Genomic DNA, 14,819 nt, shown 5'->3' with positions numbered 1-14,819 from the left:
TAAATCTTTTGAAAACACGGACAATTTGGAAATACTCGTAATATATTTATAGAACCACTGACAGTTAGTTTCATTCATACTTTAGATACTATTTATCAACAATAACATTTCAATGATCGGAGGTTCAAAATCATGGCAGGACTTATTGTCAATCCGGGTACCCAGCGTACCACCGGAAGAGATGCATTATCAATGAATATAGCCGCTGCTAAGGCAGTTGCCAGTATCGTAAAGACCACCCTTGGTCCAAAGGGCATGGACAAGATGATGGTTAATGTGATGGGTGATATCACTCTCACCAACGACGGCGCAACTATTCTTCAGGAAATGGAAATCGAAAATCCTACAGCAAAGATGGTTGTAGAAGTTGCCAAAACACAGGAATCAATGACAGGTGACGGTACTACCAGTGCTGTTGTCATGGCTGGTGCACTTCTTGAACAGACAGACGAGTTAATCGATATTGGTGTCCATCCAACTGTCATTGTCAAGGGATACAGTATGGCAGCTGAGAAAGCCCTTCAGGTCTTAAAGGATTACTCCATTGAGATCACAAAAGATAACCGTGAGATCCTTGAGAAGATCGCTTTGACTTCTATTACAGGCAAGGCATCCCAGATTGCACGCGAGCAGCTTGCAAAGATATGTGTGGATGCGATCTATGCTATTGCTGATGATGGAGATGTAGATGTTGACAACAACATCACTATCGTAAAAGAAATCGGTGGCTCCATCGATGACACCAATCTCATTGAAGGAATAGTAATCAAGAAAGAAGCACTTCATCCTGATATGCCAAGCCACATCAAGGGTGCTAAGATCGCTCTTATTGATACTGACCTTACATTTGAGAAGACCAGCACAAAATCCAAGCTCTACATTGATCGCGCAGACCAGCTTCTGGATTTCAAGGAGAAGGAAAAGGAAAACTTCAGAGAGCAGGTACAGTTCATTATTGATTCCGGTGCTAACGTAGTATTCTGTTCAAAGAACATTGATGACTATGCAGTACACTACTTCAAAGAGGCTAATATTTTTGCATCCAGAAGATTGAACGAAGAAAATATGAGAGTACTTTCCCGTTCCACCGGTGCAAGACTTATAAGGAATGTTTCTGAGATCACAGCTGATGATCTGGGATATGCTGAAGTAGTTGAGAAGGATGACCTCAATGAGGAAAACCTCTACATCAAGGGCTTCAAGAACGCAAAGACCATGACCATTCAGATCAGAGGCGGTACTGAGCACGTGACCAACAGCGTTGAGCGTGTATTCGATGATGCACTACATGTTGTCAAGACCGTGTTCGAAGATGGTACCATCGTACCTGGTGGCGGAGCTTCCGAGATCGAGGTTGCACAGAAACTACGTACATACGCAGCTTCTATCCAGGGACGTGAACAGCTTGCTATAAACGCTTTTGCAGATGCAGTTGAGGATATTCCAAAGACAATTGCAGACAACTGTGGTTTTGACACTATTGACACAATTCTCAAGATGCGTGCAAGTCATGGCTCTGTAAAATATGCAGGTCTGAACATCGAAACAGGTGATGTTGCTGACATGATCGAGAAAGGCATTGTCGACCCTCTTAGAGTAAAGACCCAGGCTATCAAGTCAGCTACAGAGGTTTGCACAATGGTTCTCCGTGTTGACGACATGCTCAAAGCAAGAGAAAAGCAAATGATGGATGTAGCTCCAGAGCACAACATCCACAACTACGATTCAACTGGAATGATGTAAAGAGGTTCTACCTCTTTAATCACTTTTTTTGGAATTGATTTCTTCCAGTGAAAACTTATCTATTCTTCAGAACTTCCATTCGGGTAAGTTCATATTTCAAGTATTGTCTGCTTATCTACCTTTTCGAAGCGATAATTTTCAAGTTCAAGAGCAGATATTCGGTCAGAGTTCCATTTCTAATGTATAGTTTTTGAATATTTAACGCAATCTTTTCATCTCAACTGGATATAACTAAATATATTTTAAAATTTATGGCTATTTTCAAGCCTACTGAGCATGGTTTTATATATTTTGTTTTTAATCTAGGCGCGATGAATTTTTTGAAATATAGTTCGAATAAAAAATATCAATTTCCAATCCTATTGGTTTTATCCGTATTGTTGTTATCAACACCTGCCAATGCATCATTCTGGCATGTTGAAACAGTTGACAGTGGTGGAATTGTTGGACAGTATACATCTCTTGACCGTGATTCTTCGGACAACGCTGCCATAAGTTATTTCGATCTTACTAAAGGTGATCTGAAATATGCTTATTACAATGGAAGCAGCTGGGAGCTTGAAACAGTTGACAGCATTGGAATTGTTGGAACCTACGCGTCCCTTGCTCTTGATTCTTCAGATAATGCGGCTATAAGTTATGGTGATAACACTAATTGGGACCTCAAATATGCCTATTACAATGGCATTAGCTGGGAGGTTGAAATAATTGATAGTACTGGTAATGTTGGAGGTCATAGTTCCCTTGCACTTAATTCTTCAGATAATGCTGGCATAAGTTATCGTGATGTCAATAACGGGAGTCTCAAATATGCTTATTATAATGGCAGTGGCTGGGAGCTTGAAACAGTTGACAGCAATGATCATGTTGGTGAGTACACTTCTATTGCCTTTGATTCTTCAGACAACGCTGCCATAAGTTATTACGATAACAATAACGATAATCTCAAATATGCCTATTACAATGGCAGTGGCTGGGAGATTGAAACCGTTGACAGTGGTGGACTTGTTGGATCTTACACTTCCCTTGATTTTGATTCTTCAGACAATGCTGGCATAAGTTATCATGATTCTACAAGTGACAGTCTTAAATATGCTTATTACAATGGCACCAGCTGGGAGCTTGAAACCGTTGACAGTAATGGTGATGTTGGATCTTACACTTCCCTTGCCTTTGATTCTTCAGATAACGCTGGCATAAGTTATCACGATAGTGATAATGCCAGTCTCAAATATGCCTATTACAATGACAGCGGCTGGGAGCTTGAAACCGTTGACAGTGATGGTGTTGGATATTACATTTCCCTTGCCTTTGATGATTCAGATAACGCTGCCATAAGTTATCACGATGATATTAATGACAGTCTCAAATATGCCATTATGTTAGATACAGGCATTCTTCCTGTGAATTCCTCTGTTTCAGGTGCATGGGTTTATGTTGATGGCGTTAACCAGTCTGTCCAGACTAACACTACTCTGACACTTGAAGTTGGAACATACGACATAACCGTAATGAAAAATGAATATGAAACACCTACAAACCAGTCGGTTACTATTACTGAAGGCTCAAACTCCGCAATTGAATTTTCAATGGTGGCAGTCCCACCCGTTATTGACTCTATCGCAAGCTCGTCATCAGGTAGCAGCTCAGGAACTCGTGTATCGGTCAGCCAAGGTCAGGACCCTGAGATCGTGAAATCTACAACCTCATCCACTATACGTGTCATTGATGGTGCAGAAATAGAATATGACTTCTCTGACGGCGAGACTCCTGTTCTTGGTATAAGTTTTGATGCGAAGAGCTATGAAGGTCTCGTTGTTGCCAAGGTTCAGGTACTTTCAGATTCACCTGAAGGCGTGCCATCTCCTTCAGGCAATTCTTATCAGTTGATGAGCATAGATGTTGGAAGTGAAGGCACTATCTCAAAGGACAATGCTGAGAATATTCTCATCCATTTCGAAGTAAGCAAGGAATGGGTAGAAGAGAATAACATTGATGTCTCCACCATACGCATGACAAGATATAATGCTGAACAGTGGCAGGATCTTCCAACCACTCAGGTAAGGGAAGATTCGGAGTTCATCTATTTCACTGCTGAAACCCCTGGATTCTCCATTTTCAGGGTAGTAGGCGATGAGGTTGGAGAAACTGTGAACCAGGAAACTTCCGTGTCTGATACAACTGTTGAAGAGATACGGGATGGAGAAATGCAGGTTGAAGTCGAATCTGTGGAAGTTAAGGACACTCCTGGATTTGGTATACTGGCAGGACTTGTCTTTGCATCTTTTGCAGTTCTGGTAAGAAGGAAGTTCGATTAAGATTGAAAGGACAGTAAAATGTCCTTTTAAACTTATTTTTTATTTTCAGTCATGTATTGGTCTTGAAGATAGGGCAGGTCCTCATTCTGCAGACCATAGAAGTTCTTGTAGTCCTCAATTACTTTCTTTGCCTGCTCAGGATAGCGCTGAAGCATGAATTTGATGAACTCTTCCTTGGAACTTAATTCCTTCACCCTGTCTATTAGAAGGGCAGTACATTTCTTTGAATCCGGATTTCCTTTCTGGATCTCAAACGTCAGGCAGAGTGCTTCCATTGGAAAATACTTCTTGCGTATGTATGGAACGACCGAGCCTAGAAGTACATCATTATCCAGCTGGCTGAAAGCCGGAACCCCGACACGATTGATGCGTTCGGGGTCTGTGAGTTTAGTCTGGTTCTCGGCAGAATAGGAATGAAGTTCGATATAAACCTCAGGCTCAAGTTCCTCGATTGCTGTAATAATCTTCTGTCCGATATCAATAAAATAGTTATCATCGAGTGTTGATATGTAATTTTCCTTGTTCACCAATGGGATGACGGCAAGGGTTCCTGTCTTCGGTGCTTCTATGTTTTCCAGAATGGAAGATGTGTCCTTCCATTCATTTCCATGCAGGCCTGCCACAAAGAGCCTCATTGGCCTGCCACTCCCAAGTATCTTAAGGGGCATATTATCTGTGAAGAATTATTCCATTTTAAAATTAGGCATCCGGTGACTTTTCGCCGATGACATATATTTCCATCTTTTCGGGTTCCAGAACTTCAATGATATTGACACCCAGTGACTCTATCTGGGCAAGAATAGGTCTGCGATTCTCTCTTTTTTGAATTTTGATAACCTGAAGCAGTTTTCCTCCCTCCTTCAACAAGGGCAGAACCCTTTCAAGAGCACGTATGGAATCCACTGGTTCAAGTGTCATATCACTGAGTAGTACGTCCACCTGTTCGGGTGACATATTTTCAAGAGGTTCATGGAAAACATCTGCAAACATCACCGTGACATTCTCATTTTCAGATTCTATTTTTTCAAGATCGAATATGAAATCTGTGCTAAACTCCACACCTCTAACACTTGCAGCGATCTCTGAGGCTAAAAGCAGGAATCCGCCGGCACTTGAGCCAAGGTCGAGGACAGTATCACCTTTTGATATCAGATTTGTTGCTTCCTGGATACCTTTGAGTTTGAAATAACCCCTTGGCATGTCCATGCCTTCTTCAACTTCGATATCATCCTCTGATTTAATGTCCCTTGATGCTTTTTTAACTATAGTCCCGTTGACCTTCACGTTCCCATTGAGCAAAGCGCTCTTTGCCCTTCCCCGGGATTTAAAATATCCTGTTTCCACAAGGTATGCATCCAATCTCATGATGCTGATACTATGGGACTTTAGTATTTATATTATAAGTTCTAAACTACCTGAAAAAGTTGTAACAATTTCAAAGCTAGCTTAAGGACTAAAGAATGATAAGGAAATTCATCTCCCTTTTCCCTTTGTGGGCAATCATCCTCTCAATAGCAGCCTTTATTTATCCTGATGTTTTTTCTCCCTATAAGGCTGCAATAACCCCCTTACTCGGGGTTGTAATGTTTGGCATGGGGATAACTCTTTCAGCACATGATTTCCTGCTTGTACTCAAAAGACCGGGTGTGATTGCTCTTGGAACCGCCATGCAGTACATATTGATGCCACTTATTGCCTTTATCCTGTCATATATGCTTCATCTTCCTACTGAGATCATGGCAGGGCTGGTACTCTTGGGTTGCTGTCCCGGAGGGACTGCTTCAAACGTCATATGCTATCTTGCAAAAGGTGACGTGGCTCTTTCAATAACGCTTACATCTGTTTCCACATTGATGGCTTTTATCCTGACTCCCGCACTTACATGGCTTTACATCGGACAGGCGGTACCTGTTGAGGTTGGGGGGGTGATGGTGAGCATTGTAAAGATCGTGCTCGTTCCTGTGGCACTTGGGATTATCATAAACACACTTTTTGATAAGTATATTGAAAGGTTCAAACATGCATTCCCTGCACTATCCGTAGCTGCCATAGTATTCATAATTGCCATAATCATTGCCCTGAACAAGGATAACATCCTCACTGCCGGAAAACTGGTGGTAGTGGCGGTGGTCCTTCATAACGGATTTGGATTTGCCAGCGGATATTACATTTCAAAAGCTATGGGTCTTGATGAAAAAGATGCCAGAACGCTGGCAATAGAAGTAGGGATGCAAAACTCAGGATTAAGTGTCGCACTTGCTGTAAAATATTTCTCAGCCCTGGCTGCCCTGCCTGGTGCTCTATTCAGCATCTGGCATAATATCATGGGTTCTGCACTGGCTGCATACTGGTCGTCTGATGAAGACAAAACTGGTTTATAGAATGCTACTGATGCTTCCTCCTAACGGTGATGATTTGTTAAAGGCAGTTATTTTCGATATGGATGGTGTGCTTGTGGATTCGATGTCTTATCACGCACAGGCTGTGAATAATATCTTTGATCAGATAGGCGTGGAAATGGACCAGCAGGACATCTTTGAGAGGGAAGGTGAGAGGACTGCTGATATCATCAAATATCTGCTGAAAAAAGCAACGGGTGATACTTCCGCTTTTGATATTAAGGATATTGTTTCCCGCTACATTGCAGAATTCAATCGCATAGTGGAACTCAGGACATTCGATGGTATGCAGGAATGCCTTGAAGACATGAAAACCAAGTTCAGATTTTCGGTGGTATCAGGTTCGAACAGACCCATTGTTAACGATATCATACAGAGCCAGTTTCCCGGAATATTTGATGTTATTATCAGTGCAGATGATGTGGAAAAAGGAAAACCTGCTCCTGATCCTTACCTGATGGCAATGGAAAAACTGGGTGTAGAAAAGGATGAATGCATAGTCGTTGAAAATGCTCCCATGGGAGTTCGATCCGCCCGCAGTGCAGGAATTTGCTGTATTGCAGTGCCCACATACCTGCCGCCTGAAAAACTGAAAATGGCAGATATGGTCATCAAAGACCACATCCATCTGGTCAGATATCTTTCCGAACTGAAGCCAACTTATAACAGTTGCCTTCATTCATCAAAATCATAATTACATTTGATACCTGTCTTATCAGAACAAAGGTTGCATGAAACACATTTCGCAACTTCTGATTCCCCATTTTTGAACTTCATTACAAGATCGGTCTCGCATATAAGTGGCCTGCAAATAGATACAAGGTCAGCATAACCTTCCTCGATCAGCATTTCCATAACTGGTCTGGAACGAATACCACCCACAAGGATGATGGGTATATCCACAGCTTCCTTGATCATTTTTGAATATTCCTTGTAATATGCTTCCTTATCCGCAGAGTTGATATTTGTCCAGAACAGTTCTTCTCCGGCTTCGGCTATTCCTCCGCTGACCTCAATGGCGCAAACACTATTATCTGCCAGTATCTTTGCAATCTCGACACATTCGGGGGCATCCAGAGACTTCTTCTTTGAGCCTTTCGGGAAACCGTCTGTGGCATTCATTTTGGCTGTGATGGGATAATCCTCTCCAACCATTTCACGTGCCCTTTTGATAATATCAACGATAACCTGTGTGCGCTTCTCTGTCGAACCGCCCCATCTGTCCTTCCTGCGGTTGGTGTATGGGGAGATGAAATTGCTGAGCAGGAAACCATGTGCACAATGCAGTTGCACCGCATCGAAGCCTGCTTCCTTTGCTCTTCTTACAGCCTGTGCGAAATCCTCAATGGTCTCAAGTACTTCTTCCTCTGTCATCTCTTCAGGGGTCATTCCCCTTGTTGCTTCGGTAACAGCAGAGGGTGCAAAAGCGTAAGGATTTTCGGTTGTGATCATGGTCTGCCGTCCCCCATGTACTATCTGCAAAGCTATCTTGCTCGGATACTTATGTACTCTGGAAGTGATCTTTCTGTACGGTTCTATGAATTTATCGTCATAGATTCCCTGCTGCAGATGATCGCTTTTCCCCTTCGGGTTAACGTAGGAATAACCTGTGATGATAAGCCCCACCTCATTCTTCGCAAGTTCCTCGTAAAGGTCACCTAATCTCTCTGTTGGAGTTCCATCCGGTTCAGCCATCCACTCATGAGTCGCTGAGCGCACAAAACGGTTTGGAACTTCCAGACCCCCAAATCCTGTACTATTGAATACCATAAGTGAATATTGAAGCCTGTGGCTTATATCTTTTTCTTCACATGTCCCAGATCCTGCAATTATCGCAGTTCCAGTTCTTCCCTGAGAACTTCGTTATTGATCCTGTAGTTAAGCAGGGATAGGAATAGCAGTATGAATGCGATGATATTGACAAGCAATGTAAGCTGGAGTGTCGTTCCCTCAAGTCCTCCACCACTGCCTCCATAGGATGTTTCACCGAACATAAGTGGATGTGCCGAGCGCCACAGGCGAATTGAGAGGAAGCTCAAAGGTACGGAGATAAAGCCTACTATCCCGAAAACAGATGCTAATCTTGCTCTCTTTTCAGGTTCTTCAACTGCCTGGCGAAGCATCATATATGCCATATATACAAGGAAAAGAGCAAGTGATGTGGTGAGCCGTGGCTCCCATATCCAGTACCATCCCCATGTGGCCTTCGCCCAGATAGAACCGGTTGCCAGTACCAGAAATGCAAACACAACACCTACCTCTGCAGCGGAAAGGGCAACAATGTCCCATTTCTTTTCTCCTTTCCTTAACTGCTGTATGCTTGCAATGAATACCACAAAGAATGCCAGATATGAGGTAAATGCAATGGGAAGATGGAAGTAGAATATTTTAAAACTGCTGTCCAGTAATTCTCCTGTGCCACTTTTCATAGGTGGCAGGTAATAGAATATCATCCAGATGGCAATAAGAATCAGCGTACCGGTTATCGCAGTAAATGCCTTCTCTCTATTTTTTTCAAGGAACATTCTGTCTCCACTGGCATTATTAATGCTTTTTATTTAAACCCTTTTCATAATTTTGAATATAGAACGCTTTTTCTCAGTCCTGTATGGCATATTCAAAAACAAGATGTCCGATAATAAAGAATATGATGTCGTATACAATCAGGAGCCTGATCTCGGGATATATGCTACCGATATCTCCGCCGATAAGTACCTTTCCTGTTGCCATAACAGCAGGTATGAGTACCGGAATTATGAGGGGCAGCAGTAATATTGGTAACATTATCTCTCTGGTCCGGGTATTGACAGTGAGTGCTGAGAGCAGTGTTCCGACTGTGATAAAACCCATAGTCCCAAGGAATATTACCAATCCCAGAATGGGTAATTCATTGACACTGTAATTGAAAAGGACGACGAATATGGGGATGGTTATTATCTCCACTGCAAACATTATGAGAGCATTAGATATGCATTTCCCTGTGTAGATCGCACCCCAGTCAACAGGACACAGTTTAAGTCCTTCAAGACATCCATTTTCTGTTTCCACAGTGAATGCACGGGAAAGTCCAAGTGTTCCTGCAAAGATGAATGCTATCCAGAGCACCCCGGGAGCAAGCCTGTTCATTATTTCAGACTGGCTTAGCAGGTCGCCAAAGGATATGCTGAATATCACCATAACAAGCAGCGAAAAGATAGCCATGGAATTGAGCATTTGTTTTGTCCTGAATTCACTTTTCAGGTCTTTTGCCGCAATATGTATGCTTCGTATCATTCCCACATCTCCGCTTAAATATTGGATATTCCTTCAATGTCCGTATCCCTGCTGAGTAATGAATGATACGTATTTTTGAACAATTCGATGCTGTCTATTTCATCTTTCATCCTGTCGTATACTATTCTTCCCTGATCCATGACAAGTACCCGGTCACAGAGGCGGAACGCTCTTTCTATGTTGTGGGATATCATTATCTTTGTGACTTTGTCCTTATCGAGTGCCTTCAGTACATCTTCAAATGTCTGTGCAGCATGCTGGTCGAGTCCTGTATATGGCTCATCCATAAAAAGAATGGATGGATTATGCACCAGTGCCCTTGCAATCGAAAGACGCTGTTTCATACCGCGTGAAAAAGGCCTGACCCTGTCATCCGACCTATGGGAAAGGTCAACCTGTTCCAGCAGTTCATGGGCACGTTTTTCAAGTTCTGCTTTTTCCATGCCATACATCTTTCCAAAGAACAGAAGGTTCTCTTTTGCTGTCAGATCATCGTAAAGGTAACTTTCGTGGGATATGGTACCTATGTTCTTCCTGATCTCGGTAGGTTTTTTCTTAAGATCAATTCTATTTATGATTACATTGCCCTTCGTAGGCTCGATAATGGTTGAAAGTATCTTTAAAAGGGTAGTCTTACCAGCTCCATTGGGGCCGAATATCGCAACGAATTCTCCTTTTCTCAATTCGAGGTCGATATGTTCAATTGCCTTTTGATTGCCAAAGCTCTTTGACAATCCGCTGGTTGAGATAATGACTTCCATTGGACCTATAATTAATATCTACATAAATTAACGTTTTGTTTTGGAAACCATTGAAAAGGTGGATTGTCCACCTTCATTCAAAAGCGGGACCGCCAACAACTGCATTGTTGCTGTACCCGACCTTCTCCCAGTATCCCTCGTATGGTTGGTCAGTTATCTCGATACCGATTATCCACTTAGCCCATTTGTAGCCGTATTTATCCTCTGCCACCAGTTGCAGCGGGAATCCTCTATCTGCTGGAAGGGTGATGTCGTTGAGCTTGTATGCGAGCATTATGTCATTCTTACGAAGATAATCGATCTCAAGGGATGTGGAATATCCGTCTGCGCAGTGGAATATGGCGTTAGTCGCATTCTCATTGACCTGTGCTTCATCGAAAATAGTATTCAGGGTAACGCCTGTCCATTTGGCATCAAATCCCCATCCTTCCACACAGTCCAGTCTGACAAAACGCGTATCTGACGGGTAAGCAAGCAGTTGTTCATAACTGATGCTCAGCTCATTATCAACAAGTCCATAGACTTCCAGTCCATATGTTTCCTGGTCTATGAATTGGGTTCCTCTGATAGCATTGTTGCGCTGCTCTACAATGGGAGTAAGCTCAATTCCCTGAAATTCAGTAGCTTCCTCAGATTCATTGTATGTTATTTGTTCTACCTGTGTATCTGACAGGCAGCCTGAACTCAGGATCAGTAAAACAAAAAAAAGAAAAATAACCGGGATCCTGAAAAAATTTCTTTTTTCGGACATGCTTATGATTCCTGCTTAAATGGTCTCAAGCATTTCCAGACCTTTTTCAGTCAGGGAATATTTCCCATCCACTATATTGAGAAGGTCTCCGTTAATCATAAACTCAGTATGGTACTTGAAAGCGTTGTCATCAATATTCATAGACTCCATGACCTCTTCCTTTGTTCCGCCAAAAACACCGATTGCTTTAACAAGCTGCCTGCGAACAGGGTGGGATGCTGCCTTATGCAGGAATTCATGTTCCATCTTCACACGTTCGCGTTCAGAGGGTTCCGCCATTATCATATTATCAAGATCATCATCGTCTATCATGTTCCACCAGCTCCTTTTTTAATTAAAATGTGACGTTGAACTGTTAAATAGGTTATGGCTTAAAAAGAAAAGTAAGAAGAAAAATGTGTATTTGCTTTTAAGATGAGTATAAATGCTGGCATATAGAAAGCAAATTGATTTTGTTCATGTTTAAATCATGCACAGTTTATCTGAGGAAATTGATTGAATACCAGCATTTATATCAATGGAATAATGCTGCTGCTTGTCCGGAAGCAGGAATTGTTTTGAGATGTTCAACTGCTATTTCCTGATCACTGCTTGCTTCAATTCCCTGGTCCGCAGGTAGAAATACCAGTTTTCCATCCTTGTATCTCATTGGGGAGCCAATAGTTTTAAAGTAATGATTCTTCAGACACTTCATGGCAGCTACAACGGTTTCATTATCATATCTGGAGTTGCCGGGATTTGCACTTGCTGTACCAACAAAGACATTGTTGACATGCAATGCCAGGTGCAAACTCCAGGTATTTTTGTTTATAAATTCGTGAACCTGTATATTCATAGATATATTGCTTTCATCTTCCCTCATACATCTGCCTCCATAAGACAACTGTATGAGATTATTAACATGAACACGCATATAAATGGTCTGTATGTATTTTTTAAGACATGTTCAAAGTTCAATAGCTGATATGGCCATAGGTGTAAAATATGGTCATAATTGTGTCAATCTACCATTTTCTACTCAAACCAGTTCTTTGCTACCAGCTCTTCATTTCCCATCTGTCTTCTGATGTATGGGCTGTAATCCTCATTGTCCCTGTTGAAGACGAATATGTAGTCGGTTTTAAAATAGGCCCAGTATCTTACATATGAAGTTCTTGCATCACTCAAGGTCACGGTAACATTATTCTCATTCGTGGATACATTGTAAACCACGTAATCTATTTCCTTCGGCAGACTGGCATCATAGAGTCGTTTTGCACGCTGTACATAGGGGGAATCCTCTCCACTTCCATCAGTCACAACCTTTGGGATGAAAATAGCCTGCTCTATGCCGGACCAGTAATTCGATTCCAGGATCTTGTAATGTGTCTGGTTGTAGGAATATGCTGACAGGAATACTCCCGGAGATATCGGATAAGAGTTCTGGTAACTGATATCATGTCCTTCAATTTCTGAAATATGGTTTACAAGCAGGGCTTTTGAGAATGGGGTAAGTACACACCAAAGAACAAATACTATAAGCAGGGCTTTGTTCAGTTTTACTCGTTTTTGGCCTGCATCGTTCAGCTCTTTTTTAACTTCATTCCTGAGATTTCCATTTTTTCTCTTCTTCCTCAGTTGGTCAAGTAAAAGGAAATAGATTGGAATAAATGAAATAATAGTAACCACAGGGTCAAAGAAAAAAATTGAACCCATTATGGATGATCCTGTGTCTAAAGGGAACAAAGGCCGCATTTTCCAGCTTGTTGCATAATCCAGGTATAAATGTAAAAAAATTGCAGCTCCGGCTACCAATGTTAATTTCCTGTCCCGTTGATAGTACCATAGCCCAAGTATGACCAGAAGAGTGAACAGTATCGAATGCATGAATTCCCTATGTCCCAGAAAATAGAACAACAGGTTATGCATCTGATGGGTGAGTCTTCCATCTATCAGTGTGAATAATGCAGTGGCTAAAAAATCAAGGTCGGGGAGAATTGCAAAAAAAGCCACTATTTTCTTTTGCCTGCCTTCCAGTCCTGCAAAGGAAGCTATTAGCAATCCGATACCTAAATGGGATAGAGTATTGACCATCCACTCACCAACTAAATTTAGGTTGGATTACGTATTAAAGGTTTTTAGTGATACCCACATCAAAATGAGAGATGAATAGTGAATGTGTGCAAGGTTCAGTATTTTCCAAGTATACGGGATACAAAGCGGTGTATTCCATGTATACTGGCATCTTTTCCAAGGTACATCATAGGACATCGTTTTGTAATTATGTCCAGTTCAGGGTCATAGGTCAGGTGCTCAACATCACAGGTATCAGTTCCCATATGGACCCAGTAACTGGTTATACCCTTTGATTTCAATTTTTGTATTATCTCGGCAGGCTCACTTTTCGTAACACCTATGACTACATTTTCCGCCTTATTTGGAATATCTGAAATATCATTTATGGACTCTTCATCCGGTTTATCTGAAAGATCAACTACAAGAAGATTTTTGCCTCGTTTTCTAAGTTCATTAATCGTCCATTTCATAGCTGGCTTTGTGCCGTCACTTACAACAACAAAGTTTTTTCTATCCCAGAAATCTTCCTGTTTTGAACTCATGCATCACACCACGTTGTATTATTCCTGTTTTAATTAAGAATTTGATACTATTAAGTTCTTTTTTGATGGATGGCTATTTTATGAAGCATAAAAAGGAAAAGGGAACGGAAAGGAGAAAGAAAAAGGTGAGGATATTATCCTCAACCACCTTAAACAGGTGATGCAATTGCTGTTGTCCTTCTTCCGGTGAACTTCAGTGCTGTTCCGGCTATGACATAGTATCCTGCGTAGGATATCACCTCAAGCAGGGATGGGTTTCCGTTGTAACCGAAGAGTGACTTCATTACTGATCCTGCAACTCCCTTTTCGTTGAATATGTGGTTGATATCCCATACATGTTCAACTATTATGGGTATTACTCCTCCTTCCTGAAGTTCGTGTACTCCATGTGCAGTGAGTCCTGCTGCAAAGAGTATCAGGAAGATGCCTGTGATCTTGAAGAACTTGTGGATATCCGTGTGTGATGAATATTTAAAGACGAGGTATGAGATTACCACTGCTATAAGTATACCTGCACCTCCTCCGTATAGTACCGAGAGATTGTCCGTGTTCATGGCTGCAGCCTTCATGAAGAGCACCGTTTCAATACCTTCCCTGTAAACCGAAAGGAATGCAAGTCCGAAGAGCCCGTATGCCTTTTTGCCATCAATCTTTTGTTCTATCATGGAAGATACGTTCTTGCTTTCACGTGCCATCCAGATGATCATGGAAGTTAGAATAACTGCTGCAAAGAGCATCACAAATCCTTCAAATATTTCTTCGTTCGCTCCTTCGAACTGGATGGAGAGCATGTTGAATGCAATTGCGGTGATGATACTTGCGATAATTGCAAGTCCGGTTCCCGAGTATACATAGTGTTTCATCTCTGCTCTTCTTGTTTGCGTGAGGTAGGCAAGTATGATGCCCACGATCAGGAACGCTTCAAGACCTTCTCTGAAAGTTATCATAAAGCTGGCTATCATTTTTTGTTCATCCTT

At 41.8% G+C, this 14,819-nt stretch carries 16 protein-coding genes; 4 read left to right on the top strand and 12 right to left on the bottom strand.

The features are described from left to right. The first annotated feature begins 132 nt into the window (after nucleotides 1-132). Together thsA and V7O66_RS05875 are read left to right on the top strand one after the other, a co-directional pair. Entirely contained in the window at nucleotides 133-1,743 is a 1,611-nt protein-coding gene (gene thsA, locus V7O66_RS05880) for a thermosome subunit alpha (protein ID WP_406662126.1), read from the top strand. Nucleotides 1,744-2,120: 377 nt separating this feature from the next. Next, on the top strand, nucleotides 2,121-4,061 hold the full coding sequence (locus tag V7O66_RS05875; RefSeq protein ID WP_406662124.1) for a PGF-pre-PGF domain-containing protein: 1,941 nt from the start codon (nucleotides 2,121-2,123) through the stop codon (nucleotides 4,059-4,061). A 32-nt stretch (nucleotides 4,062-4,093) separates the two neighbouring features. Here the strand turns inward: V7O66_RS05875 and V7O66_RS05870 are convergent, their stop codons facing one another. Together V7O66_RS05870 and V7O66_RS05865 are read right to left on the bottom strand one after the other, a co-directional pair. After that, a complete protein-coding gene (locus V7O66_RS05870; RefSeq protein WP_406662122.1) occupies nucleotides 4,094-4,729 on the bottom strand; it encodes a DUF2119 domain-containing protein in 636 nt (211 codons plus the stop codon). Between the two features lie 31 nt (nucleotides 4,730-4,760). Then, a complete protein-coding gene (locus V7O66_RS05865; RefSeq protein WP_406662120.1) occupies nucleotides 4,761-5,426 on the bottom strand; it encodes an SAM-dependent methyltransferase in 666 nt (221 codons plus the stop codon). 95 nt (nucleotides 5,427-5,521) lie between these two features. Between V7O66_RS05865 and V7O66_RS05860 the strand changes: the two genes are divergently transcribed. After that, the gene (locus tag V7O66_RS05860) at nucleotides 5,522-6,442 is read left to right on the top strand and encodes a bile acid:sodium symporter family protein (protein WP_406662118.1); all 921 of its coding nucleotides are present in this window, start codon (nucleotides 5,522-5,524) and stop codon (nucleotides 6,440-6,442) included. Further along, nucleotides 6,420-7,154: an HAD family hydrolase gene (locus V7O66_RS05855; protein ID WP_406662116.1), complete on the top strand. Its 735-nt coding sequence runs from the start codon at nucleotides 6,420-6,422 to the stop codon at nucleotides 7,152-7,154. Before V7O66_RS05860 ends, V7O66_RS05855 begins: the two co-directional genes overlap by 23 nt. Here the strand turns inward: V7O66_RS05855 and V7O66_RS05850 are convergent. The 10 genes from V7O66_RS05850 to V7O66_RS05805 all read right to left on the bottom strand — a co-directional run bounded on the left by V7O66_RS05850 (nucleotide 7,136) and on the right by V7O66_RS05805 (nucleotide 14,804). Beyond that, nucleotides 7,136-8,230 carry an NADH:flavin oxidoreductase gene (locus tag V7O66_RS05850; protein ID WP_406662114.1) on the bottom strand — a complete coding sequence of 365 codons (1,095 nt, stop codon included), beginning with the start codon at nucleotides 8,228-8,230 and terminating at the stop codon, nucleotides 7,136-7,138. The genes V7O66_RS05855 and V7O66_RS05850 overlap by 19 nt on opposite strands. 59 nt (nucleotides 8,231-8,289) lie before the next feature. Then, a complete protein-coding gene (locus tag V7O66_RS05845; protein WP_406662112.1) occupies nucleotides 8,290-8,985 on the bottom strand; it encodes a cytochrome c biogenesis protein in 696 nt (231 codons plus the stop codon). Nucleotides 8,986-9,058: 73 nt separating this feature from the next. Continuing rightward, on the bottom strand, nucleotides 9,059-9,733 hold the full coding sequence (locus tag V7O66_RS05840) for a heme exporter protein CcmB (protein WP_406662110.1): 675 nt from the start codon (nucleotides 9,731-9,733) through the stop codon (nucleotides 9,059-9,061). 14 nt (nucleotides 9,734-9,747) lie between these two features. Then, nucleotides 9,748-10,494 (bottom strand): ABC transporter ATP-binding protein, encoded by a 747-nt coding sequence (locus V7O66_RS05835; protein WP_406662108.1) that lies wholly within the window; start codon nucleotides 10,492-10,494, stop codon nucleotides 9,748-9,750. Nucleotides 10,495-10,567: 73 nt separating this feature from the next. Continuing rightward, on the bottom strand, nucleotides 10,568-11,245 hold the full coding sequence (locus tag V7O66_RS05830) for a molybdopterin-dependent oxidoreductase (RefSeq protein WP_406662105.1): 678 nt from the start codon (nucleotides 11,243-11,245) through the stop codon (nucleotides 10,568-10,570). A gap of 15 nt (nucleotides 11,246-11,260) precedes the next feature. Continuing rightward, nucleotides 11,261-11,557, bottom strand: a complete 297-nt coding sequence (locus V7O66_RS05825) for a hypothetical protein (protein WP_406662104.1) — start codon at nucleotides 11,555-11,557, stop codon at nucleotides 11,261-11,263. Between the two features lie 202 nt (nucleotides 11,558-11,759). Next, nucleotides 11,760-12,107, bottom strand: a complete 348-nt coding sequence (locus tag V7O66_RS05820; RefSeq protein WP_406662102.1) for a hypothetical protein — start codon at nucleotides 12,105-12,107, stop codon at nucleotides 11,760-11,762. 152 nt (nucleotides 12,108-12,259) lie between these two features. Continuing rightward, entirely contained in the window at nucleotides 12,260-13,318 is a 1,059-nt protein-coding gene (locus V7O66_RS05815) for a metal-dependent hydrolase (protein ID WP_406662100.1), read from the bottom strand. Between the two features lie 95 nt (nucleotides 13,319-13,413). Beyond that, complete coding sequence (locus tag V7O66_RS05810; protein WP_406662098.1) at nucleotides 13,414-13,842, bottom strand: hypothetical protein; 429 nt, start codon at nucleotides 13,840-13,842, stop codon at nucleotides 13,414-13,416. A 149-nt stretch (nucleotides 13,843-13,991) separates the two neighbouring features. Continuing rightward, complete coding sequence (locus V7O66_RS05805) at nucleotides 13,992-14,804, bottom strand: FTR1 family protein (RefSeq protein ID WP_406662096.1); 813 nt, start codon at nucleotides 14,802-14,804, stop codon at nucleotides 13,992-13,994. Nucleotides 14,805-14,819 lie beyond the last annotated feature (15 nt).

The organism is Methanolobus sp. ZRKC3, from assembly GCF_045291275.1.
Lineage (GTDB): Archaea > Halobacteriota > Methanosarcinia > Methanosarcinales > Methanosarcinaceae > Methanolobus.
The sequence above is the reverse complement of the archived record's forward strand: the minus strand, read 5'-3'. Positions and strand labels throughout refer to the sequence as shown.